Raw genomic sequence first — 23,111 nt, 5'->3', positions numbered from 1 at the left:
TTGAGCTAGTAACGCATGGCAACTGAGAAGAAAAACCGCCAATCGTTGCGGGGCCCATCAATTGCCTTGGCTGCGGTCAAGTCGACGTTGAAACTTCCTGCATTAAGTCTCAGCCCCGCACCACCTGACGCAGCCGACGCACTGGATGGAGTTCCAGCGGCGGGTGACAATGTGTGCACCCTGCCGTAATCGGCGAAGCCGTATATCTGGGTGGAGGCATCGGCGATCGCCGCTACCGGAGGCAGATCGTAGCGAAGCTCACCAAGAAGCTGCAAACAACGATCGCCGACAATGGCCGAGGGATCGAAGGCCCGCCCAAAGAATCGACCACCGAAGCCGCATTGCTCGGAAACGAGCAGTGGATCGAAGCCATACAGTGCATAAGCGGCGGCATACGCAGAAACTTCGGACGAAATGGGTTGCGTCCTGCCAAGCATCGCTTCGAGTTTTCTGAAGTCCACGCGACCTGCAGCGCGGGAAGCCTGCGGATGCCCGTTTGCGGTACTACCTAGCCCGTCGATACCCTGACTGAAAGTCAGGCTGAATTGACTAACACCTTGCCAGCGGTCCGCCACATCGGCATCGGCCCTCACTCGCACACCACGGAGACGGTCGACATTGAACGATCCGCCCAGAACATCGCTGTCGTTGTCGTTCATGAAAGCGAGACCCGTAAGCGTCAAATTGCGCTCACGTGATCGGACAACCGGATAACTCAATCCCGCTTCGACGACGGTACTGCGCGTCACAAAGTCCAGTGATTGCAGCGTGGCGGTTCCCGGCTCACCCCAACTGTGGCTAGCGTTGACAGAAAGAGCGAGCCCCTCGCTGCCAAGCACCTGGTTGTAGGACGCTGCAACATACTGCAATTCATCTATTTGCAGGGCGCCGGCATAGACAAAGGTCAATGCTTCGTGCATTCCCGCAACGTTGCTGAAGGTCGCCGAGGCAAGAAACTGCTCCGGTCCCCGCGATGATGTGCCCCGATTGTCAAGGCGAGCATTGACTTCGATGGGAGATTCCAAGACCTCAACAACCAATGTCGATGCTCCGGCCTCCTCTTCAGACGCCTGCAGCGCAGTTCTGATCTGCAGCCCTGGCAGATCGTTTGCCAGAAGAAGATATCTCTCCATGATGCGAATATTTGCGGGCCGCTGCGCGACAATTTTTCGCGCGTATGCCGAAAAGAAATCGCGGTAGAGGGCAAGTTCTTCAGGCCACACGACCTTGTCGATACGACCCTCTATCACTTCGATGCGGATAGAAGCGCCGTCGGCGTCGATCTCCTGTGGCGGCACGATCGCGCGAGCGAGTACGTAGCCGTCCGCGCCGTATCTGGCAGTTATACGGCGCGCGATTTCATAGACGGTCTGTAATGTCACCTTTCGTCCGACGAACTCGGCATAGAGCGGCCTGATATCTTCCAAACCATAGACGGAAGTCCCCTCTACAGCGACATGGGTGAGAAGGAGATCAACCTCATCCGCTCCCGATGGAGCAACCGTACCGGGCAAATAAATAACCGGCGGGCCGGGTTGTACTTGCGGCGCCCGGGGCTCCATGAACCGCTCATGCTCCCTTCCAGGCTGAGCCGCTGGAGGAATAACCTGCGCAACAGCAGTGATTGGTACCAACCACACCATCGACGCGATCGCAAAGCAGCGCAGTCCCGCAATCTGGCTCACTCCGTCCCCCATTCTTTCGGTATTATGAAGAATTGTAGAGAAGAGTCAATTTGCTGAAACTCAGTGTACCTATAATTCTTTGGCCAATACGGTTCGCAGAAGATTTACGTCGCGCGCGACATGCATGGCGGCAACGGCGTTTCGGACGAGTATCACGTCATCCGCCACGCGATGAACCTCGAAGCGGTCAATACCTATGAAGGCACGCATGACGTGCATGCGCTAATCCTCGGCCGCGAGCAGACGGGCATTCAGGCGTTTTTCTGAGCCGGCGGAAGCGTGAGCACCGCATACCAGGCATAGCCGCGATAGAGCCGGCGGAATTCGAGATCGGCGCCGAGCTTTTCGGCAAGCACGCGCAACGCCCGGTCGAGATCGCGGCGCGGCGTGACGTGAAAACGCGCGAGCCATGCCTGCAACAGCGCGCGGCACCAGCGCGGCAGGCGTTCCTGCTGACCGAAATCGACGATGTGCAGGCTGCCGCCCGGCGCGAGGTTGCAGACGCCTTGCGCCAGCGCCGCCTGCCAGTCGGGGATCATCGACAGCGTGTAGGACATGAAGATGCGGTCGAAACGGCTGAGGCCGAATACCGCATAAGGATGAAAGCGCGTCGCGTCGCCGGCCGCGAGATGGATTGCGCCGTCGAAGCCCGCACGCCGCGCGGCGCGACGCGCACTCGCCAGCATTTCATGCGAAATGTCGATACCGAAATAATCAGCTTGACCGTGCAGGCGGGCGGCGTGAACGAGATTGCGTCCGGTGCCGCAGCCGACTTCCAGCACGGTTGCGCCGGGCGGCGGCGACAGGTTCTCGATCAGCCGGTCGCGGCCCAACAGATAGTAGCGCCGCGTCAGATCGTAGAAGTGGCGCTGGCGGCGATAGACGCGGTCCATCAACCGTCCGTGGCTTCCAGCCTCCTCCTCGTGCGCGACCGCGCTCACGTCGCTCATCCTCTGAAGACATAAAGGTGGAAGCCGCCATAGATGGACGACCGGTCCTGCAAGGTGAAGGCGCGCGAGGCTTCGGCGCGGTAGTCCCAGCGCGCAAGAATTTCGTCGCCGACACGGCCCGGCAGCAGGCTCGGTTCGGCGGCGGTGCGGAAAATCACCCGGGCGCCCGGCCGCGCCGTGCGCGTGATTTCGGTCCACAGATCGTTCAGTTGCGCATCCGTCATCCAGTCCTGTGCGTCGAGCAGCACATAGCGGTCGGCGCTCACATCCGCCTGACAGCGCAGATATTCGGTGAAAGAAGCGTTCAGCACTTCGGCCCGGCCCGCATGCGCCTGAAGCGCGGCGAAATTTTCGCGCTTCAGGTAAAGCGGCAAGGGTCCATCGGCGCCCGGCGCGTAGCCGCGCGCGAATGCCTGCCAGGCGAAGTAGTTTTCCTTCAGCGGAAAGCCGCATACCAGGCGTTCGAGCCTTTCGCGCAGCACGAGCCGCATTTCGCGCCCGCCGGCCAGCGCTTCGTATTGCGCCGGCGGAATGCCGAGGCCGTAGAGGGATGAGGGCTTGCCGGTCAGCCAGCGGATGAATTTGCGGTCGAAGACCGGCGCGAGCTTCTCGTCGAAGAAGCGGCGCTGACCCTCGATCGTCGGGGCGTCGAGCAGGGCGCGGAAAGAAATGCCGTAAAGCCGCGCCAGCAGATGCGCGACGCCGATGAAATGTCCAAGCAGGCCGTGGCGATAGAAGCCGCGCGCGAAAAGCGAGATGCGGCGGCGTCCGCTCAGGGTGCGCTTGTCCCAATAGGCGCGCGTCGCCTCGTCGAGCGCCGGCCGCAGCAGCCGCGTGTAAAGGCCGAGATTGTCGCGAATGTCGGCGCGGCCGAAAAAGCGGAAGAAATGTTCATGGCTCGGCAGACGGGCGGCACCGGCGAGCTTCAGTTTCACCAGCGCGACATGCGGCGCATTGAGATCGAGCGCGGTGACGCGCGCCGGCCCCGCGGCCAGATAGGACATCACATTGCAGCCGCCGGACGCGATGGCGACCACCCGGCTTTCCGGCGTCAGCTCCATCGCCGCCATGTCGACCTCCGGGTCCTCCCAGATTTGCGGATAGACAAGGCCGGTGAAGAGCCAGGTGAAGAGGCGCTCCGTCACCCCCTCGCGCGAGGCCGCCTTGTGGCGATGCACGGCGCGGCCGAGGCCGCGGCGCACGCCGCGCCGGCCGGCCACAGGGGTCACGAATTCGGCGTCGGCGGGGATGGCGGTTTCGGACAAGGGCCTCTCCTGGCGAAAACGGATGGCGCCTCCGGCGTCATGCCGGAGGACATCCCGCCGATACCGCTTTCGGATGACAGTGTCGTGACGGTTGGACGACAAGCCCGCTTCCGAATCGGTTTGCGAGGCGTATAGTCGAGGGCGAAGACGACAACTCCAGGAAGCATCGCCGCTCGTTCCCCGTCCGGTTCCCGCCGGAAAATCGGGGTCCGGTGGCCCCCGTTTCAGCCGGCGCGGCCCGCCCGCGCCAAAGCCCCGGACGTTCTCCCGTGGAATCGCCGCGCAAGCCCCCGGAACGCAGCCCCTTGTGGCGGCTCGTGCCTCTGGTCCAGCAGCACAAGCTTCGCTTCTGGGGCGGCATGTCGCTGATCAATTTCGGACGTCTGCTCGAAGCCTTCATGCCGCTTTATCTCAAAATGGGCATCGACCGGATCGCCGCCGGCGACATGCGGCTTGCGCATCCGGCGCTGGCGATCCTCGGCCTGATGGTGGTCCGCTATTTCGCCTTCAATTACGGGCGGCGCTATGTGCGCGAGGTCGGCGTCGAGATCGCCTTCAATCTTCGCCAGCGGCTCTATTGGCATCTCGAGCTGATGGGGCCGCGTTTCTTCTCGCAATTTCCGACCGGCGACCTGATGGCGCGCGCGATCAACGACATCGCGCTGATCCGGCAGCTGATCGGCATGGGCACGCGGCTCCTGTTCGTGCTCGGCTTTTCGGGCCTCATCGCCTTCATTTTCATGTTCTATCAGTCGGCGTCGCTGACGCTGTTGCTGTTGCCGGCGCTGCCCGTCTTCGCCGTCATCGGCTGGGTACTGGCCAAAAAAATCTTCAATCAGTCGACACTGGTGCAGGAAGGTTTCTCGACACTCTCGGCACAAGTGCAGGAAAACCTCAACGGCATCCGCACCATTCAGACCCATGCGCAGGAGGACCGCGAGATCGACCGCTTCGAGGCGACGTCGGATGCTTATGCGCGCGATTACTACAAGCTGATGTTTCTGAATTCCGGCCTCACCTCGGCCATGCTGATCGCAACCGGCTTCACGACGCTGCTGGTGGTCGGCTATGGCGGCTTCCAGGTGATCGAGGGCACGATCACGCTCGGCACCTTCACCGCCTTCATCTTCTATCTCAACATGATGCTGGCGCCGATCAAGGAAGGCGGCGTGATGGTGACGCTGTTCCAGCGCGGCGGCTCGGCGGCGGCGCGGATTTTCGAGATTCTCGACCGCGAGCCTGAAATTCGCGATGCACCCGATGCGGCCCCGCTCGACGAGATCGGCGGCGCGATCACGCTGCATCATCTTTCCTATGTGCATCCGGCGCGTTCGGGTGACGGCTGGCCGGCGCTCAACGACGTCTCGCTGGAAATCGGCAAGGGCGAGATGGTCGCGGTGCTGGGGCGCGTCGGTTCCGGAAAATCGACGTTGCTGCGCCTGATCGTGCGGCTGCTCGATCCGCCGCCGGGATCGGTCTATCTCGACGGACGCGACATCCGCATGCTGCCGCTGACGCAGGTGCGCGGGCAGGTGGCGATGGTGCCGCAGGATCCGTTTCTTTTCGCCACGCATATCGCGCAGAACATTTCCTACGACAATCCGTCGCGCGAAACGGAAGAGGTCTGGCGCGCGGCCGAGAGTGCGGACCTCGAAACGACGATCCGCCGTTTCCCGGATCGGCTCGAAACGATGGTCGGCGAGCGCGGCGTCACGCTGTCGGGCGGGCAGAAGCAGCGCGCAAGCCTGGCGCGCGGGCTGATCCGCGAGACGCCAGTGCTGCTGCTCGACGATTGTTTTTCTTCCGTCGACACGGAGACCGAGGAATTCATTCTCTCGCGCCTCAAGACACTGCGGAAGGGGCGCACGACCATCATGGTATCGCATCGCGTCTCGACCGCGCGCCATGCAGACCGCATCGTGGTGCTGGAAGAGGGCCGCGTCGCGGAGGTTGGCACCCATGCCGAACTGCTGGCGAAGGGCGGGCTTTACGCGACGCTTGAGCGCCAGCAGGGCCGCCGCGACGAACTGGTGCAAAGCCTCGGCGGCCTGACGGAGAGCGAAACATGAGCGATCCGGCAAAGACGGCGAAGAAAAACCGCGACTACACCGTTTTCGACGATGAGATGGAGACGCGCGGCTTCGACTTCGGGCTGGTCGGCCGGTTGATGCACTGGCTCAGGCCCTATCGCCGGCAAGGATGTATCGCGTTGATCTTCGTGCTGCTGGCGGCCAGCGCCGCGGTTCTGGCGCCCGTCGTCGTCAGCCGCGTCGTCGTTGACGGCATTTTGTTGCCCACCGCCGACGAAGGCGCGCCCGATTTCGGCCAGAAGGCGCTCAATGCGCTGCTGGCCGACCTCTTCACGCTGCATCCGATCGTTGCGGCCTGCATTCTCTACGGGCTCTGGACATTGCTCTGGGCGGCGTTCGGCCATGGCTTCCGGGTGATGCTGGCGCGCACCGTGCTCAACGGGTTGCGCGACTTGCGGCGCGATCTCTTCGCCCATCTCGAGCGCCTGCCGTCGAGTTTCTACGACCGGGTCGCGGTCGGCCGCGTGATGACGCGGCTCACCAACGACATCGAAACGCTTTTCGAATTGCTGGCGGGATTCGGCGTGCTGCTTGGCGAATTCGTGCCGTTCTTCGTCGCCGTATCCATCATGCTGGCGCTCAATCCGACGCTGACGATGGAATTGATGCTGCTCTTGCCGGTGGCGGCGCTGGCGACATGGATCTTCCGCATGGCCTCGCGGCAGGTCTATCGCGGCATCCGCTCTTCGATGTCGCGCCTCAACGAGAATTTGCAGGAAAACCTGTCCGGCATCGAGGTCGTGCAGCTTTATGGCCGCGAGCAGATCAATTTCGAGCGCTACAGCGGCATCAACCGCGAGAATCGCAACCAGGAAAACCAGGCCATCCGCATCGAAAGCTATTACGGCCCGGCGATGGACAGCATGGCCTTTCTCGCCATGGCGGCGATCATCTGGTTCGGCGGCAATCACGTCTTCGAAATGACGGCGACGCTCGGCAGCGTCATCCTGTTCGCCCAATTCGCCGACATGATGTTCCGCCCCATCGTGGCGATGGGCGAACAATGGAACGTCGTTTTCCGCGCCATGGCGAGTTGCGAACGCATTTTCCAGGCGCTGGACTGGGACGAGGCGCTGAAGGAGCCGGCGGCGCCGAAACCCCTGCCGAAAGACCTCAAGGGCCATGTCCGCTTCAACCACCTGACCTTCGGCTACCGGCAGGGCCTGACGATCCTCAACGACGTGACGTTCGACATCGCGCCCGGCGAGCGCATCGCCATTGTCGGGCCGACAGGCTCGGGCAAGACAAGCCTCATTCGTCTGTTGTGCCGCTTCTACGACGTGCCGGAAAATTCGATCCTGATCGACGGCATCGACATCATGGACGTGGCGCCGTCGGAAATCCGCCAGCGTGTCGGCGTCGTGTTGCAGGATTTCCACATTTTTTCGGGCTCGGTCTACGACAATATCGCGCTCGGCAATCCGGCGATCACGCGCGAGGCGGCGCGGGCGGCGGCGCGGCTTGTTCATGCCGACCCCTTCATCCGGATGTTGCCGCAGGGCTACGACACGATGCTGACCGAACGCGGGCGCAATCTCAGCCACGGCCAGCGCCAGTTGCTCGCCTTTGCGCGCGTTCTGGCGATGAACCCCGAAGTGCTGATTCTCGACGAAGCGACCGCCAGCATCGACACCGAAACCGAATTGCTGATCCAGGACGCGCTGTCGAAGGTCACCGAAGGCCGCACCTCCATCATCATCGCCCATCGCTTGCAGACGATCCGCGAAGCCGACCGCATCGTCGTGCTGACGGAGGGCCGGATACGCGAGATCGGTACGCATGAGGAACTGATGGCCGTGGGCGGCGTCTACAAGACGCTCTACGAGTTGCAGGTGCAGGATGTGGCGGCGCGTTGACGCGCCGCCATGCCGTCAGCACTTCTGGACGACCAGCGCGATGTTGTTGTTGCCGGTCTGCACGGTCTGGGCGTGATGCCCGGTCCCGCTTTGAATGGTGTATGCCGCATTGTTGCTTCCGCTCTGTTGGGTGTTCGCCGTGTTGCCGCCGCCGAACTGACCGGTCGTCGCCTTGTTGCCAAATCCGGACTGAGACAAAAAAGCATTGTTCCACCGGGGCGCCGCGTAGCCGCAGCTGCGTGCGTTGTCGTTTGCTGCCGATTCCGCAATACGGCCCGCAAGTTTCTCGATCTGCTTGCCTGCCACATATTGAACGACGGGCGACTTTACATTCACCATGCTGCTGAACGTGATGTTTTTCTTCTGGAAGACAAAGGCGATGCCGTTGTCACCCGACTGATTGACGCTGGCGACGCTGCCCGCCCAGGCGGGCGAAACGAACATTGCGAAAGCGAAGACGATGGCGGCAAAGCCTGAAACCCTGTTCTTCATGATGTGCACCTTGATCCTTTCGATCTGTATACGGATTTGATGTCGCATCTTTAGTCTCTGCGCCCTGTTTCTTTCCTGAAGCCCGCATTCACCCCGCATTCACCTCAGTCCGCCGCGCAAAAATTTTGCCGGTGAACGGAAAATGAATGCGCGCTTCAGAACCCGCTCAGGAACACCTCGCTAAAACGGACATCGTCAACCACCGGCCTCGATGCAGGTCACCCAGAGCAGGAGATGCAAAATGAAGAAGTTTCTACTGGCCAGCGCCGCCCTCACCGCCCTCGTCGTTGCGAGCGCCACGGGCGCCAGCGCCGGCAACAGCGCCGCTGTCTATCAGAAGGGCTGGAACAACACCGGCGTCTACACGCAGAACGGCTACGGCAACAAGGGTGCGATCGACACCAAGGGCAATGCCAACTATTCCAAGGCCGTGCAGACCGGGCAGTGGAACTACCTGTATCAGCAGCAGCTCGGCAACCGGAATTCGGCGCTCACCGACCAGTACGGCAAGGGCAACTACGCCGTAACCGGCCAGGAAGGCCGCAACAACGCCTCCGCGACCTACCAGACGGGCCGCAACAACACGGCCGGCACCGCCCAGATCGGCAACAATCACAAGGCGACGACCGATCAGTGGGGCTCGAACAACACCGCGGCCACCATCCAGGTCGGCAACGGCCAGAAGGCCAACACCGTGCAGACCGGTCACGGCAACACTTCGGTCGTCATCCAGGGTGGCTACTGAACACAAAGCTCGCGCAGGGAGGCGGCACCCTCGCCGCCTCCGGCGCCTGCCTCTCAACCAGGGAGTATGACAATGTCGAAATTCCGGATGTCTCTGGCCGTCCTGCCGCTGGTGCTCGGTTGCGCGGCGGCGTCCATCGCCTCCACAAATGATGTGGCGCCCGCCGGATGCGAAATCCGCGCCTATGACGTGGCCGGCGGCGTGCGGATCGAGAGCGTGGTCTATGGCGCACCCGGTTCGGCCGGCAGCTACCAGCTCTCGCTGGTCCGTTCGGGCTCGGGCGGCACTTCGAACGTGTCCCAGGGCGGCGACTACGAGATCGACGACGCCGGCGAAGCCGTCGTGTCGGTCACCGAATTCAACCGCGGCGCCCGCGACCGCTACAGCGTCGAGATGACCGTCGAAGACGCCTACGGCGTCACCTATTGCGACCGGGGATCGCTCTAACCCCGACAGACGCCGCCGATGCGACGACGCGGGCAATCCTCACCCGGTAACCGTTCGATTGGTGGACTGGCTGGGGCGGGAGGGTTCGAACCTCCGAATGGCGGAATCAAAATCCGCTGCCTTACCACTTGGCTACGCCCCAGCGGACACGGGAAGCCTGATGGATCGGCCCCGCGAAATGTGGCGGAACATACCGGCATCGGCGGGGGCCCGCAACCGGCCGGCCCGCACCCCCAACACCGGGTGATCGCCCTTGCGGGGCCCCGTTTTGGCGGCTATAACGCCGCCTCGCATGGGGCACGGAGTGTGGCGCAGTCTGGTAGCGCACCTCGTTCGGGACGAGGGGGTCGCAGGTTCGAATCCTGCCACTCCGACCAATGCGCCAGGACGATCCGAAATGCCAAAAGGCTCCCGCCGCCCTGCGCCGGGAGCCTTTGACGTTTGCCGGCCGCTTAGCGGCCGAGGAGCTTGCCGACCAGGTCGAGAAGCGACCCCACCTTGCCGCCGCCGGGCGTGCAGGCATAGGCCGGCTCGGCGGAAAGGAACATGACGGCCGCGACGGCCACCAATGCGACCGCCGCCGCGCCGCCCGCGACAGCCAGCCGTTTCGATTGAAAGAGTTTCATTACGAGACATCCCCTGTGCCAGTTGGATACAGTTCGCATGCGAACGGCCTTCGTGTGCGGAGGCCGCACATGCGATAACAAATTTCAGAGCAAGACACAGACCGCTTGCCGCAAAACAGAACAGGGAAACGCCATGGCGACGACGCTTTACGATTTCACCCTCGCCCCGAGCCCGCGCCGCGCGCGCATCCTGCTGGCCGAAAAAGGCATCGCACATGAGACGGTGCAGGTGGACCTGACGAAGGCCGAACAACTGGGCGACGCCTACAAGGCGATCAATCCGTCCTGCACGGTGCCGGCGCTGAAGCTCGATAGCGGCACGGTGCTGACCGAGAATATCGGCATCGCCGCCTGGGCCGACGCCATAAAGCCCGAACCGGCGCTGCTCGGTTCGACGCCGGAGGAAAAAGGGCTGGTGCTTTCGTGGAACGCGCGCATCGAGTTCGAAGGCTTCATGCCGATCGCCGAAGTGCTGCGCAACACATCGAAGGGCATGGTCGGTCGCGCGCTGCCGGGCCCGCTCGACCTGCCGCAGATTCCCGAGCTTGCGGCGCGCGGCGCGCAGCGCCTGACGCGCTTTTTCGACATGCTGAACGAACGCCTGAAGGGCCGCGACTTCGTCGCCATCGATCGCTATTCCTTCGCCGACATCACGGCGCTGGTATGCGTCGATTTCGCCAAATGGGTGAAGCATGAACCAAAGCCGGAACATGCCGATCTTCTGCGCTGGCATGCCGCAGCGTCGGCGCGGCCGAGCGCCAAGGCGTGACAGCCACACAAAAACGGCCAGTTTGACACGAGTGCCCCGCACCCTATGATGCGCGCGCTCGATGGTTCCAAGCACTCGTCCTTTGTGGCGGGCGCAAGGAGGCAAGAGGGAACAGGGTGAGGTTTCGCGTGAAGCCGATGCCCTGGCTGCCCCCGCAACTGTAAGCGGCGAGGCCGCGTTCCACCTATGTCACTGGCGCAGCGCTCTTTCGGGAGTGGCGGTCGGGAAGACGGAACGAGGCCGACGACCCGCGAGCCAGGAGACCTGCCACCGGGTTCGTCATCTGCCGAGGGCCGGGGTGCGCCAGCGGGACGGTTGCGCCCCGCCGCGTCTAGTCGCGTCCCGGCATTGCCGTTTCCTGTCTTGCCCCTTCTCCCGGCGCCATGCGGCCGGGGTTGGCCGCGCCAGAGACAGGGCATTTATCCAATGAAACGCACAAACCGGGCGGCGATAGCCGCTCTCCTCCTACCCGTTATCGCGGCCGGTGCCGCGCAGGCGGACGACACACCTGTGGCACCCGAAGTGCTGGTGACATCGGGCATCGAACCGCTGCCGACCAAACAGGTCGCCAGTTCCTTCACCATCGTCACGGCCAAGGACATCGAGACCTTTCAGTATCGCGACGTCGTCGATGCGCTGAAATCCGTTCCCGGTCTGCATGTGGTGCAATCGGGCGCGCGGGGATCGCAGACGTCGATCTTCACGCGCGGCGCCAGTTCCAACCAGACGCTGGTGATGGTCAACGGGTTGCCGGTCAACGATCCGGCCTCGCCCGGCGGGGCGGCCAATCTCGCCAATATCCCGCTCGACAATGTCGACCGCATCGAAGTGGTGCGCGGGCCGCAATCGGCGCTTTACGGCAGCCAGGCGATGGGCGGCGTCGTCAACATCATCACCAGGAGCGGCGGCGCCGAGCCGCGCTCGACGCTGCGCGTCGAAGGCGGAACGCTCGGGACGCTCAACACATATGCGAACACCGGCGGCGCTGCCGGCGATGTCGACTACTTCCTCTCGCTTTCGCGCGAAACGACCAACGGCTCGGATGTCACGCCGGCCCGCCTTCGCGACGCGCGCGGCGAGGAAAAGGACGGCAACGCGGTCGTTTCCGCCTCCGGCCGCATCGGCGCGCGGCTCAACGAACATCTCAGCGCCTCCGCCTTTATCCAATACACCGCATCCGACACCGATATCGACGATGACGGCGCGACGGCGGGCTTCGTGCCGGTGTTCCAGAACTTCGACAGCACCTACAAATCGAAGCGGCTGCTGACCTCGGGCGAGATTTCCGGGCGGTTTCTCGACGGCCAATGGCGCCCGCGATTCTCGGTCGGTGTCACACAATACAAGTCCGATCTCGCCGACAACCCGGATCCCGGCGGTTCGATCTATCTCGCCGATGTCGAATACAAGGGGAAGACGGTCGTCGCGCGTTTCGAGAATGCGCTCGACATCCATCCGCAGCACCTTCTGACTTTCGGTGGCAGCTATACGCGGGATGAGTACTCGTCGAACGGACTGCGCGACTTCGGCGGCTTTGTCGTCACATCGACTTCGGATGCCGACACCGACGCCTTTGCGGTCTATGCAGCCGATCACATGAATTTCGGCGAGCGCTTCTTCGCCACGGTCAGCCTGCATCACGACATGCCGGACGACATGAAGAACCATACCTCGTACACAATCGCGCCGGGCTACTACCATCCGGAGACGGATACGCGCCTGACCGCGAGCTACGGCACCGGCTTCAAGACGCCGTCGCTCTATCAACGCTTCGGCAGCGAGTTCAGCGCCTTTCTCGGCTTCCCCGCCGGGCAATATACCGGCAACCCCAACCTCAAGCCGGAGAAGAGCCGCGGCTGGGAAGTCGGCATCGAGCAGGGATTTGCCGTTGGAAAAGCGCGCGTCGGCGCGACCTGGTTTGAAAACCGCGTCAAGGACGCCATCGAGATCATCTTCGATCCGATCACCGGCGATTCCACCGCCGCCAATCTCCAGCGTTTCGACGTCAAGGGCCTTGAAAGCTTCGTCGAAATCAATCCGACGGCACAACTGACGGCGCGCATCGACTACACATGGATGTCGCTCGACACTAACACGCCCGCCGTCGTCGGCGCCCTGACGCGCCGGCCGCGCCACGAAATCGGCCTCACGACAAGCTGGCGGCCGTGGGACGGAACGGTCTTTTCGGCCAATGTCCAATGGGTCGATCCGGACCGCGACATTCCGCGCGACGGCTTCGGCTTCTATGTCTATCCGTCGCCCTACACCGTCGTGAATGTCGCGGCTTCGCATCGGCTGACGGAGAGCGTGCAATTGACCGCCCGGATCAACAACCTGTTCGACAAGACCTACGAACCGGCGCATGGCCTTGAGGCGCCGGGCATCGAGGCGCTGGCGGGCGTGACTTTGACGTTCTGAATGGCGTATAAACACGAAAGGCGCGGGGATCGCTCCCCGCGCCATTTTCTTTTCCGTGCTGCCCGCGATCAGCGCCCGGTGAAATTCGCGGTGCGCTTCTCGACGAAATGCGCGACGCCCTCCTTGAAATCGGCGCTCGAAAAGCTCTTCTGCATTTCGCTGTCGCCGACTTCGAGCGCGTCGTTGAAGTTCTGGAACAACGCCTTCCAGATTTGCGCCTTCATTACCGCCATCGAACGCGGCGAAACGGTCGCCGCCAGCATCTTCGCGTAGTCCATGACGTTGGCCATGAAGTTTTCCTGCGGGAAGGTCTTGTTGACGAGGCCCATTTCGGCGGCCTCGGCGGCCGACACCTTGCGCGCCGACATCAACAGGTCGAGCGCATGGGCCGGGCCGACCAGATGCGGCAAGAGCCACGAGACGCCATGCTCGGCGATCAACCCGCGGCTGGCGAAGGAGGTGGTGAATTTTGCTTCGGAGCCTGCAAAGCGCATGTCGGCATAAAGCGCGACGACGAGGCCGAGGCCGGCGGCGGGCCCGTTGATCGCGGCAATGATCGGCTTCTTCACCTGCATCAGATAGCCGAAGCGGCCGCCGTAATGCGGGCTGACATCGGGCCCGAGACCGCTTGCGAAATCGAACGTCTCCTCGCGTGCGGCGCTTGCCAGTTCGCGGTCTTCCCATTTGCCGGGCTTGATCGACTGCAGCAGGTTCATGTCGGCGCCGGCGCAGAAGCCGCGGCCCGCGCCTGTGATCACAATGACGCGCACTTCGTCGTCCGCAACGGCTTCGGCCATGGCGCGCTTCAGACTTTTTTCCATCGCCGCCGTCCAGGCATTGAGCTTGTCCGGACGGTTCAGCGTCACCAGCGCGACGCGATCCTTCACCTCATATGTCAGGTCTTCGTAGCCACTCATTCTTTCCTCCCTCGGTTCCGGCGTTTGGCTTTCATGGCGATGCCGTTTGGGTCAGTATAGGCCGAAGCGCGCCGGGTTTTCGAGACGCGCAGCGGGAGGACAAGAGGATGGCCGAATTCAGCGAAATTCTGTTCGAGACGCCCGAGCCGCATATCGCGCGGGTGACGCTCAACCGCCCCGCCCAGATGAACGCCTACACGACGCGGCTCTGCGAGGAGCTTGTCGAGGCGATCGAAACCTATCTCCGCGACGACGAATTGCGCTGCCTGATCCTGACGGGTGCCGGACGCGGCTTCTGCTCGGGCGGCGACATCAGCGGCGCCGACGAGCATCACGCGGAACTGATGGCCTCGCAATTGTCGCATGGCCGCGAGATGCGCGACGGCATGCACCGCGTGATCCAGGCGCTTTCGCGCCTCGACAAACCGACCATCGCAATGATCAACGGACCGGCCGTCGCGGGCGGGCTGACGCTGGCGCTTTCCTGTGACATCCGCATTGCCGCCGACACCGCGAAACTCGGCGACACGTCGGGCCGTTTCGGGTTGTTGCCCGACGAAGGCGGGGCCTGGCTCTTCCCGCGTTTCATGGGGCTCGATCTCGCCCTCAAGATGACGATGCTGGCGGAGGTCTATGGCGCCGAGGAAGCGGAAGATCTCGGTCTCGTCACCGAAGTCGTGCCCGCCGCCGACCTCGAAGCCCGCACGATGGCGCTTGCCCGCGAATTCGCGCTCCGGGCGCCGCTCGCGGTGCGGCTTGCCAAATCGATGATGATGCGCGGCCAGGGCCTGACGCTGGAACAGTCGCTGGGCGACGCGGCCTTGTCGGTGATGATCGCCAATCCGAGCGCCGACGTGCGCGAGGGGGTCAAGGCCTTCTTCGACAAGCGGATGCCCAAGTTCAAGGGCAAGTAGGACCAATCCTGCGACAAGATGGTCGAAAACCGGCCTTTGCGCGGCGATGGCCGCGGCGCTAGACTGCGCCGCATGGGGTTAGCGGGCACATATAATATTGCACGAGGCAGGGTCCGGTTCGGGCCGGCGCATCTCGTTGCGTTCCTCGCGCTCATCGCCCATATCGCCCTGCCGACGGCGCTGCAGATCGCGGGCCCAGCGACGCAGGGCCTGTTCGAGACGGTCATCTGCGCCGGCGGCGAAAACAAGACCGTCTATATGGATGCCGAGGGCAATCCAGTCGAGCCGGCGCCTGCCGGTACATCGCATGACTGCAACTCCTGCCTCCATCATTGCGGCGCGGTGCTCGCCTCCACGGTCGCGCTCGCCGCGCCCGGCTGGTCGCTGCCGGCGCTCGCCGCACCGGTCCTGCGCATATTCGCCGGCGTCGTTGCGACGAATGTCCAGCCCCGCGCGCCGCCCGCCGCCTGACCTCACGACGATCCTCACCCGTTTTGATTGAGCGCCCGCCGCATGGCAGGGCGCATCCATGCAGGCAGGTTTCATGTCCCACATATCTCCGCTTTCGCGCGGCGCCGCGGCGCTCGCCTTTCTTTTTGCCGTTTCGCCTTCGCTCGCCGATGGCTTCGATCCCGTCACCGGCGTTCCGGTCATCACCGTCCATCCAGGCGGCATCGAGGGCGATGTCAGCCCGCTTTCGGGCCTTCCGGCCGCGCCGCAGCGTCCGGGCACACTGACCGTCCCCGGCGTCACGGAAGCCCAGCGCGAAATGTCGCGCATTCCGGGTTCGGTCGCCGTGGTGCCGACGGCGCGTTATGAGGACACCTACGCGCACAATCTCGAAGACGTGATGGATTTCACGCCGGGCGTCTATGCGCGCAAGCGTTTCGGCGCCGAGGTGCGGCTTTCGGTGCGTGGCTCCGGTCTCAGCCGCAACTTCCATATGCGCGGTCTTGAGATCCTGCAGGACGGCGTGCCGTTCAACCTTGCCGACGGCTCGGGCGACTTTCAGGAAATCGATCCGCTGATCGCGCAGCACATCGAAGTCTACAAAGGCGGCAACGGCTTGCGTTTCGGTTCGTCGACGCTGGGCGGCGCCATCAACTTCGTGACGCCGACGGCATGGACGGCGCCCGCCGCCAATCTCGTCCGCGCCGAGGGCGGCTCCTACGGCACAGCACGCATCCACGCACAGGCGGCGCGCGTCTACGGGCCGACCGACATTTACGCCGCGATGACCGGCAATCATGTCGATGGTTTCCGCGCGCAAGAGAAAGAAGAGAGCATCCGCTTCTCGGCCAATCTCGGCCACCGCTTCAACGACCGCGCCGAGACCCGCTTTTATGTGATCTCCAACACGGTCGATCAGGAATTGCCGGGCACGCTGACCCTGCAGCAGGCGCGCCAAACGCCCGAATTGGCAAATCCGGCCAACGTCGCCGGCAATCAGCAGCGCAATGTCCGATCGATCCGCGTCGCCAACAAGACCGCGCTCGATCTCGGCGATGGCGCGGTGCTGGAGTTCGGCGGCTATGGCGGCTACAAGCGCCTCTATCACCCGATCTTCCGGGTGCTCGACCATCGCGGGCCGGTTGCGGGCCTTTTCGCGCGCTATCGCGACGAGGGCACGCTTGCCGGGCATCGCAACATCGTGACGGTCGGCGGCGACGGCTCATGGGGCGAGGTCGACGCCAAGCAGTTCACCAATGTCGCCGGTTCGCGCGGGCCGCTGCTGGCCAGCGGCACGCAGGAAGCGACCAATCTGCGCGTCTATGTCGAAAATCAGTTCTACGTGACGCAAACGGTAGCGCTGATCGGCGGCGCGCAGGGGCTGCATTCGACGCGCAAGTTCACCAATCATCTGGTGCCGGTGCAGAGCGACGAAACGACATTCAGCTCGGTCAGCCCGAAGGCCGGCGTGTTGTGGGACTTCGCCGAGAACGCGCAGGCCTTCGCCAATGTGTCGCGCAGCTACGAACCGCCGACCTTTTCGGAACTGGTGCAGGGCGGCGTCTTCCAGTTCGTGCCGCTCGACCCGCAGCGCGGTGTGACCGTGGAAATCGGCACGCGCGGCGCGACAAAGACCGTTGCCTGGGATCTGACGCTTTATCGCGCCTGGGTGGAAAACGAGCTGATCGGCTACACGCCGGGCGGCGGCATTCCGGCCGCGACCTTCAACGCCGGCGACACCGTCCATCAGGGCGTCGAAGCGTCGCTGACTTTCGACGTTGCCGCCGTCACCGGCCTCGCCCTGCCGGAGGGAGCCCGGTTGTTGCTCGAACAAGCCTATACCTGGAGCGATTTCTTCTTCGACGGCGACCCCGTCTACGGTTCCAACAAACTTGCCGGCATGCCGCCCCATGTTTACGCGGCGGCGCTGCGCTATCGCTCGGGCAGCGGATGGGATGTCGCGCCGAAGCTCGAATGGGTGCCGGATGGCGGCTATGTCGACTATGCCAACCGGCTGAAGGCGCCGGGCTATGCGACGGTCGGCATGGATGGCGGCGTCGATGTCGCGGACGGCGTGCGCATCTTCTTCGATGCGCGCAACCTCACCGGCAAACGCTACGTTTCGACCTACAACACCATCACCGATGCGGCGCTGGTGCCCACCAATGTCTTCTATCCGGGCGAGGGACGCAGCTTCTTCGCCGGTGTGAAGGTCGCCTTCTAGGGAGATGAACATGAAGAAAAGCATTCTGGCCGCCGCGCTCGCCGTCGCGTTCGCCGCTCCCGCCGCCGCGCATGTGACGCTCGACAAGGGTGAGGCGGCGGCTGGCGGTTACTACAAGGCGGAGTTCCGCGTGCCGCATGGTTGCGACGGCGCGGCGACGACGCGCATCTCGATCCGCATTCCCGAAGGCGTCATCGCCGTCAAGCCGCAGCCGAAGCCGGGCTGGGTCGAGACGACGCGCATCGCGAAATATGCGGGTGTCTATGAAAACCACGGCAAGACCGTGACGGAAGGCGTCGTCGAGGTGACATGGGAGGGCGGGCCGCTCGCCGACGACCGCTTCGACGAGTTCGCCTTCCAGGCGAAGCTGCCCGACGACCCGGAAATCATGATGTTGTTCTTTCCGGTGGCGCAGAGCTGTACCGAGGGAGAAATTTCCTGGGACCAGCTTCCGGTGCCCGGCGCCGGCAACCTGCCCCGGCCCGCGCCCGGATTGATGCTCATTCATGGCGAAGGCGGCCACGCGCATCATCATTGATGCCTCTGCGTTGGTGCGGCGGGCGGCCGATCTGCTAGTCTTCTCCCCTCAACCGAGGGGAGAAGACGCATGGGCACGACGATGCCGGAAAAAGGCACGAACTGGGCGGCGCTGAAAGCCGAGATGACGGAGCGCACACAGGGCGACGTCAAATGGCGCGACGGCAAGACCGCCGTCTATGTCTTCAATGCCGGGCCTGACGTCGCCGAGGTGCAGAAAGAAGCCTACACGATGTTCATGTCCGAGAACGGCCTCGGACCCTTGGCCTTTCCGAGCCTGAAGCAGATGGAGGACGAGGTCGTGGGCATGGGCCTCTCGCTTCTCCATGCGCCCGAAGGCGGCGCCGGCAACATCACGTCGGGCGGCACGGATTCGATCACGATGGCGGTCAAGACCGCGCGCGACTATGCGCGCAAGGAAAAGGGCGTCACCGGGCGTTGCAACATCGTCGCGCCCTTCTCGGCGCATCCGGCATTCGACAAGGCGGCGAAGATGATGGAAATCGAGATCCGGCGCGTGCCTTGCGCCGATCTCGTGGCCGATGTCGCGGCGATGGAAAAGGCCGTCGACGGCAACACCATCATGCTGGTCGGCTCGGCGCCCTGCTTTCCCTACGGTTTGATCGATCCCATCGCGGCGCTGGGCGAGATGGCCGAACGCAAGGGTCTGTGGCTGCATGTCGATGCCTGTGTCGGCGGCTATATCGCGCCTTTCGTGCGCATGAACGGCGGCGACATTCCGCCCTTCGATTTCGCGGTGCCGGCGGTTCATTCGATGTCGGCCGACCTGCACAAATACGGCTATTGCGCCAAGGGCGCATCGACCGTCCTCTACCGGTCGGAAGATTTGCGGGCGCACATGATCTTCGACTGCGCCGACTGGCCGGGCGGACGCATGGTGACGCCGACGCTGGCCGGCACGCGACCGGGCGGCGCGATTGCCGCCGCCTGGGCGGTGATGAATTTTCTCGGTGTCGAGGGCTACCGCGCCAAGCACAAGCTCGTCACCGATGCGCGCGAGGCCATTGAGGCGGGCGTGACGAGGCTCGGCTTCCGCATTCTCGGGCGCCCGCAACTCGGTCTCATTGCCTTCACCCACGATGAAGTCGATCCCTTTGCCGTCTGGGGGAAACTTTTCGAGCGCGGCTGGTTTACGAGCCTCACCACCGAGCCCAAGGGCCTGCACCTGATGCTCTCGCCCTTCCATGCGCAGGTGACGGACACCTACCTCGCCGATCTCGAATGGGCGCTTGGCGAGGTGAAGGCCGGGAATGCCGGCAAGAAGCGCGAAGCGCGGTATAGCTGAACAAAAAAGAGCCCGCCGCGCGGGCGGGCTCTCCGTTTGCCGTTGACGGCTCTTAGCGGCCGAAGGCGTCGTCGATGTCTTCGCCCGCCTCTTCGGCGGGACCGTCCTCTTCGAACGCATCCTTGACGGACTCGGCCGCGTCGTCGAGCGCCTCGCCGGCCTGTTCGGCGGGCCCCGGATCGTCGCAGGCCGCGAGGCCGCCCATCAGGGGAAGAACGAGAGCAATTCCGATCATCGATTTGCGCAGCATAAAAACCTCCATGCTTTCAGGGGGACAAACTCGAATTCTGTCGAACGGATGGATGCAGGCTAGATGACGCCTGCCAGCACAAGCACCAGCAGCACGATCAACACCGTGCCGAGGCCGCCGCTCGGGCCGTAGCCCCAACGTGCGCTGTAAGGCCATGTCGGCAATGCACCGACAATCAGAATGATCAGAAGGATCAGAATGAGAAGGTTCATATCCGTCTTCCTTTCCTCTGTCGTTGGCCGTCTCCGGCGCGATCGAACCGCGTTGACGTAGCGTCGCTCCGGCCCGAACAAGTTGTGGGAGGCTGAGGGCGGGTTGTGTCCATAGTTCGGCAATGATGGGGCGATAAGACGACAATCGTGTCGCAAACAGGCTATGCCCGCGCTCCGCCTTTCCGCTTTTCGCCGGTCCGCGCCCTGCTACACTCCGGCCAAAGAAAATGTCATCCGGGGAGGAAACGATGGGCGGAGCAACGGTGCGGTCGGGCGGCCGCGTGGCTGAAAATGCAGCGCTTGCCTTGCGCGCGGCGCGCGCGGCGAGCGGCTTCAGAAGCCTCGGGATCGGGGCGGGCGATGTCGTCGCCGTCTATCTCAGGAACGACTTTCCGTTTTTCGAAGCCTCCGTCGCGGCGGGTCTCGTCGGCGCCTATTCGACGCCGGTCAACTGGCACAACTCGCCCGACGAGGCGCGCTACATCTTCGAGAATTCGGGCGCCAAGGCCATCGTGATCCATGCCGATCTCTGGCGCGGCATCGAGAAAGCCATTCCAAAGGGCGTTCCGGTCTTCGCCGTCGAGACGCCGCCCGAAATCATGTCCGCCTACGGCATACCGGCGGAGGCGGCCGCGTTGCCACAGGGCGTCGAGGACTGGAGCCGCTGGCTCGAAAAATTCGAACCCATCGAAGCCGGGCCCGCCGAACCGCCCGGCACGATGATCTACACATCGGGCACCACCGGCCACCCCAAAGGCGTACGCCGCGCCACACCGACCGCCGACCAAGCGGCCGCCACGCTGCGCATCATCAGCCAGGTGATGGGCTTCACGCCCGAACACGGCAACCCGAGCGACATGGTCACGGTCGTCACCGGGCCGATGTATCATTCGGCGCCCAATGCCTATGGGCTGTTCGGTTTCCGCGTCGGCGCCAACATCATTCTCCAGCCGCGCTTCGATCCGGAAGAGCTGCTCGGAATGATCGAGAAGCACAAGGTCACGCATCTTCACATGGTGCCGACGATGTTCGTTCGCCTGCTGAAGCTGCCGGACGATGTGAAAAAGAAATACGATCTCTCGTCGCTGCGTTTTGTGGTCCACGCCGCGGCGCCCTGCCCGGTCCATATCAAGCAGGCGATGATCGAATGGTGGGGGCCTGTGATCTTCGAATACTACGGCGGCACCGAAACCGGGGCGGTCGTGTTCTGCAACTCGGAGGAATATCTCGCGCATCCGGGCACCGTCGGCAAGGCGGTCGAGGGCGCGAAGATCCTCGTGCTCGGCGAGAACGGCGAGGAGCTGACGAAAGGCGCAACCGGCGAGATCGTCTGCCGCGTACCGTCGATCGCCGACTTCACCTATCACGGCGACGACGAGAAGCGCCGCCGCGCCGAGAAAGCGGGTCTCATCTCGCTCGGCGATGTCGGCTATCTCGACGCCGACGGCTTCCTCTATCTCTGCGACCGCGCCAAGGACATGGTTATCTCGGGCGGCGTTAACATCTACCCGGCCGAAATCGAAGCCGAGCTTCACAAGATGCCCGGCGTCGGCGACTGCGCGGTCTTTGGCATTCCCGACGACGAGTTCGGCGAGGCGCTCTGTGCCGTCGTCCAGCAGCAGCCGGGCGCCGCGCTGAAGGATACCGATGTGAAGGCTTTCCTGCGCGAGCGCATCGCCGGCTACAAGGTGCCGCGTCTGGTCGAATTCAAGAACGACCTGCCGCGCGAGGATTCGGGCAAGATTTTCAAGCGCAAGCTGCGCGAGCCCTATTGGGAGAAGGCCGGGCGGCAAATCTGAACGGACCAAAAGCCCGGAATTTCGCCAAAACCTCGCGTTGCACAGCAGCAACACCTATGTTGCGTCGCAAAATATTCATCGCTGACATCTTGTCAGTTTGTGCGACGCAGCATATCTTGAATTCAAGAGCAAGGGATGCCGCTTCAGGCATCCTCCCCCACGGAAACGACCGGGCCGGGCTTTGTGTCATCCTTGTATGAGGTAAGCCCCCATGACGACCGCCCAGCACTCCGCCTCTCCTCTCGCCACCGAGACTCGACCCTTGGGCGCCAGCTTCACCGCCCGCATCAGCCGCTTCTGGACGGCCGCCAAGGCCCAGGGCGCGCGCACCCGCGCCGAGTTCAACGTCTCCGACGCTCTCGCCGCGGCGGGCTACACGCTGCTCTGGGTCTATTCGGCCGGACTGATCGTCTATATCGCCGGTCTCTACTGAGAATTTCCTCCGGGCGCCTGGTTTGTTTGCCGGCGCCCGGAGCAAAAATCCGGCGCTTGCGCTGCGTCAGGTCAGGCCGATATGATAAGCAATGCTTATTAGTAGCCAGACCCTTAGCAAGCAGCGCATGGTATTTCGATGCCGACCCTGAGAAGCGAGCGCAACACGGCCGAACCGCGGAGTTCCGCCCGGCCCGCCGTCCCGCCTGAGAGTGCGGCACAGAACCCCGAACGTACCACCGGCTTCCTGCTGCGCGACAATTCGCGGCTGATGCGCATTGCCTTCACCGAGCGCGTCAGCGGGCTCACACAGGCCCAATGGGGGGCGCTGGCGCGTTTGTCGCGCCATCAGGGGCTCAACCAGGTCGGCCTTGCGGACCTCCTCGAAGTGCAGCCAATCACCGTTGCCCGGCTGATCGACAAGCTCGCCGCGCTCGGCCTTGTCGAGCGCCGTCCCGACCCGAAGGACCGGCGCGCCCAGCAGCTTTTCCTGACCGACAAGGCCCAGCCGCTGCTCGACCAGATGTGGGACGCGGGCGACGAAATTCTCGACGCCGCCTATTCGGGCTTCAGCGAGCAGGAGCGCCACGATTTCATCGAAATGATGATCCGCATGCGGGCCAACCTGGCGCGCCTGGCGCAGGACGACGGCGTCTGACGGCGCATGAATGCCAACGGGACGGATTGAGGCGCGCGGGTTGAAGCGCGCGGCCGGACAGTCCATTCT

22 protein-coding genes, 2 tRNA genes, 1 pseudogene and 1 riboswitch are annotated in these 23,111 nt (G+C 63.6%); of the genes and pseudogenes, 16 read left to right on the top strand and 9 right to left on the bottom strand.

The annotated features are described in order from the left end of the window. Positions 1 to 5: 5 nt before the first annotated feature. Positions 6 to 1,685: a ShlB/FhaC/HecB family hemolysin secretion/activation protein gene (locus tag KF719_RS14625; protein ID WP_293509515.1), complete on the bottom strand. Its 1,680-nt coding sequence runs from the start codon at positions 1,683 to 1,685 to the stop codon at positions 6 to 8. 111 nt (positions 1,686 to 1,796) lie between these two features. Here KF719_RS14625 and KF719_RS14620 point away from each other — a divergent pair. Further along, a pseudogene (locus KF719_RS14620) lies at positions 1,797 to 1,952 on the top strand (acyl-CoA dehydrogenase family protein); the annotation flags it as partial. Here the strand turns inward: KF719_RS14620 and KF719_RS14615 are convergent. Continuing rightward, positions 1,937 to 2,578: a class I SAM-dependent methyltransferase gene (locus KF719_RS14615; protein WP_293510667.1), complete on the bottom strand. Its 642-nt coding sequence runs from the start codon at positions 2,576 to 2,578 to the stop codon at positions 1,937 to 1,939. The pseudogene KF719_RS14620 and the gene KF719_RS14615 sit on opposite strands and share 16 nt — an antisense overlap. A 53-nt stretch (positions 2,579 to 2,631) precedes the next feature. Next, a complete protein-coding gene (locus KF719_RS14610; RefSeq protein WP_293510666.1) occupies positions 2,632 to 3,855 on the bottom strand; it encodes a DUF3419 family protein in 1,224 nt (407 codons plus the stop codon). Positions 3,856 to 4,169: 314 nt separating this feature from the next. Here KF719_RS14610 and KF719_RS14605 point away from each other — a divergent pair, with 314 nt between their 5' ends. Next, complete coding sequence (locus tag KF719_RS14605) at positions 4,170 to 5,969, top strand: ABC transporter ATP-binding protein (protein ID WP_293509513.1); 1,800 nt, start codon at positions 4,170 to 4,172, stop codon at positions 5,967 to 5,969. After that, positions 5,966 to 7,846: an ABC transporter ATP-binding protein gene (locus KF719_RS14600; protein ID WP_293509512.1), complete on the top strand. Its 1,881-nt coding sequence runs from the start codon at positions 5,966 to 5,968 to the stop codon at positions 7,844 to 7,846. The genes KF719_RS14605 and KF719_RS14600 overlap by 4 nt, the downstream gene beginning before the upstream one ends. Before the next feature lie 15 nt (positions 7,847 to 7,861). On the opposite strand, the gene KF719_RS14595 is transcribed toward KF719_RS14600, so the two are convergent. Beyond that, positions 7,862 to 8,386 (bottom strand): hypothetical protein, encoded by a 525-nt coding sequence (locus tag KF719_RS14595; RefSeq protein ID WP_293509510.1) that lies wholly within the window; start codon positions 8,384 to 8,386, stop codon positions 7,862 to 7,864. Positions 8,387 to 8,579: 193 nt separating this feature from the next. Here KF719_RS14595 and KF719_RS14590 point away from each other — a divergent pair, with 193 nt between their 5' ends. Together KF719_RS14590 and csgH are read left to right on the top strand one after the other, a co-directional pair. After that, positions 8,580 to 9,083 (top strand): hypothetical protein, encoded by a 504-nt coding sequence (locus KF719_RS14590; RefSeq protein WP_293509508.1) that lies wholly within the window; start codon positions 8,580 to 8,582, stop codon positions 9,081 to 9,083. A gap of 72 nt (positions 9,084 to 9,155) precedes the next feature. Further along, a complete protein-coding gene (gene csgH, locus KF719_RS14585; protein WP_293509506.1) occupies positions 9,156 to 9,530 on the top strand; it encodes a curli-like amyloid fiber formation chaperone CsgH in 375 nt (124 codons plus the stop codon). A 67-nt stretch (positions 9,531 to 9,597) separates the two neighbouring features. On the opposite strand, the gene KF719_RS14580 is transcribed toward csgH, so the two are convergent. Next, positions 9,598 to 9,672 (bottom strand) — tRNA-Gln (locus tag KF719_RS14580). A 158-nt stretch (positions 9,673 to 9,830) separates the two neighbouring features. On the opposite strand from KF719_RS14580, the gene KF719_RS14575 reads away from it, so the two are divergent. After that, positions 9,831 to 9,907, top strand: a tRNA-Pro gene (locus KF719_RS14575). 75 nt (positions 9,908 to 9,982) lie between these two features. Here KF719_RS14575 and KF719_RS14570 read toward each other — a convergent pair. Then, positions 9,983 to 10,156, bottom strand: a complete 174-nt coding sequence (locus KF719_RS14570) for a hypothetical protein (RefSeq protein ID WP_293509504.1) — start codon at positions 10,154 to 10,156, stop codon at positions 9,983 to 9,985. Between the two features lie 133 nt (positions 10,157 to 10,289). Here KF719_RS14570 and KF719_RS14565 point away from each other — a divergent pair, with 133 nt between their 5' ends. Further along, positions 10,290 to 10,925, top strand: a complete 636-nt coding sequence (locus KF719_RS14565; protein ID WP_293509502.1) for a glutathione S-transferase — start codon at positions 10,290 to 10,292, stop codon at positions 10,923 to 10,925. A gap of 45 nt (positions 10,926 to 10,970) precedes the next feature. Then, positions 10,971 to 11,212, top strand: a riboswitch (cobalamin riboswitch). Between the two features lie 139 nt (positions 11,213 to 11,351). Next, positions 11,352 to 13,343 carry a TonB-dependent receptor gene (locus tag KF719_RS14560; protein WP_293509500.1) on the top strand — a complete coding sequence of 664 codons (1,992 nt, stop codon included), beginning with the start codon at positions 11,352 to 11,354 and terminating at the stop codon, positions 13,341 to 13,343. 68 nt (positions 13,344 to 13,411) lie between these two features. Here KF719_RS14560 and KF719_RS14555 read toward each other — a convergent pair whose 3' ends face one another. Next, a complete protein-coding gene (locus tag KF719_RS14555; RefSeq protein ID WP_293509498.1) occupies positions 13,412 to 14,260 on the bottom strand; it encodes an enoyl-CoA hydratase in 849 nt (282 codons plus the stop codon). A 107-nt stretch (positions 14,261 to 14,367) separates the two neighbouring features. Here KF719_RS14555 and KF719_RS14550 point away from each other — a divergent pair, with 107 nt between their 5' ends. From KF719_RS14550 to KF719_RS14530, 5 genes are all read left to right on the top strand, one after another. Continuing rightward, a complete protein-coding gene (locus KF719_RS14550; protein ID WP_293509496.1) occupies positions 14,368 to 15,174 on the top strand; it encodes an enoyl-CoA hydratase-related protein in 807 nt (268 codons plus the stop codon). Positions 15,175 to 15,210: 36 nt separating this feature from the next. Continuing rightward, complete coding sequence (locus KF719_RS14545) at positions 15,211 to 15,645, top strand: hypothetical protein (protein ID WP_293509494.1); 435 nt, start codon at positions 15,211 to 15,213, stop codon at positions 15,643 to 15,645. A gap of 73 nt (positions 15,646 to 15,718) precedes the next feature. Further along, positions 15,719 to 17,848: a TonB-dependent receptor gene (locus tag KF719_RS14540; RefSeq protein WP_293509492.1), complete on the top strand. Its 2,130-nt coding sequence runs from the start codon at positions 15,719 to 15,721 to the stop codon at positions 17,846 to 17,848. 10 nt (positions 17,849 to 17,858) lie between these two features. Further along, a complete protein-coding gene (locus KF719_RS14535) occupies positions 17,859 to 18,386 on the top strand; it encodes a YcnI family protein (protein WP_293509490.1) in 528 nt (175 codons plus the stop codon). A gap of 69 nt (positions 18,387 to 18,455) precedes the next feature. Further along, a complete protein-coding gene (locus KF719_RS14530; protein WP_293509488.1) occupies positions 18,456 to 19,691 on the top strand; it encodes an aspartate aminotransferase family protein in 1,236 nt (411 codons plus the stop codon). Positions 19,692 to 19,743: 52 nt separating this feature from the next. Here KF719_RS14530 and KF719_RS14525 read toward each other — a convergent pair whose 3' ends face one another. Then, positions 19,744 to 19,941 (bottom strand): hypothetical protein, encoded by a 198-nt coding sequence (locus KF719_RS14525; RefSeq protein WP_293509486.1) that lies wholly within the window; start codon positions 19,939 to 19,941, stop codon positions 19,744 to 19,746. Positions 19,942 to 20,000: 59 nt separating this feature from the next. Beyond that, the gene (locus KF719_RS14520) at positions 20,001 to 20,153 is read right to left on the bottom strand and encodes a DUF3309 family protein (protein ID WP_293509484.1); all 153 of its coding nucleotides are present in this window, start codon (positions 20,151 to 20,153) and stop codon (positions 20,001 to 20,003) included. Positions 20,154 to 20,401: 248 nt separating this feature from the next. Between KF719_RS14520 and KF719_RS14515 the strand changes: the two genes are divergently transcribed. The 3 genes from KF719_RS14515 (at position 20,402) to KF719_RS14505 (ending at position 23,042) form a co-directional block, all read left to right on the top strand. After that, the gene (locus KF719_RS14515; protein WP_293509482.1) at positions 20,402 to 21,952 is read left to right on the top strand and encodes an acyl-CoA synthetase; all 1,551 of its coding nucleotides are present in this window, start codon (positions 20,402 to 20,404) and stop codon (positions 21,950 to 21,952) included. Between the two features lie 211 nt (positions 21,953 to 22,163). After that, positions 22,164 to 22,385, top strand: coding sequence for a hypothetical protein (locus KF719_RS14510; protein WP_293509480.1), 222 nt, complete (start codon positions 22,164 to 22,166; stop codon positions 22,383 to 22,385). 138 nt (positions 22,386 to 22,523) lie between these two features. Next, positions 22,524 to 23,042: a MarR family transcriptional regulator gene (locus tag KF719_RS14505; protein ID WP_293509478.1), complete on the top strand. Its 519-nt coding sequence runs from the start codon at positions 22,524 to 22,526 to the stop codon at positions 23,040 to 23,042. Positions 23,043 to 23,111 lie beyond the last annotated feature (69 nt).

The sequence above is a fragment of the Parvibaculum sp. genome, from assembly GCF_019635935.1.
Lineage (GTDB): Bacteria > Pseudomonadota > Alphaproteobacteria > Parvibaculales > Parvibaculaceae > Parvibaculum.
The sequence above is the reverse complement of the archived record's forward strand: the minus strand, read 5'-3'. Positions and strand labels throughout refer to the sequence as shown.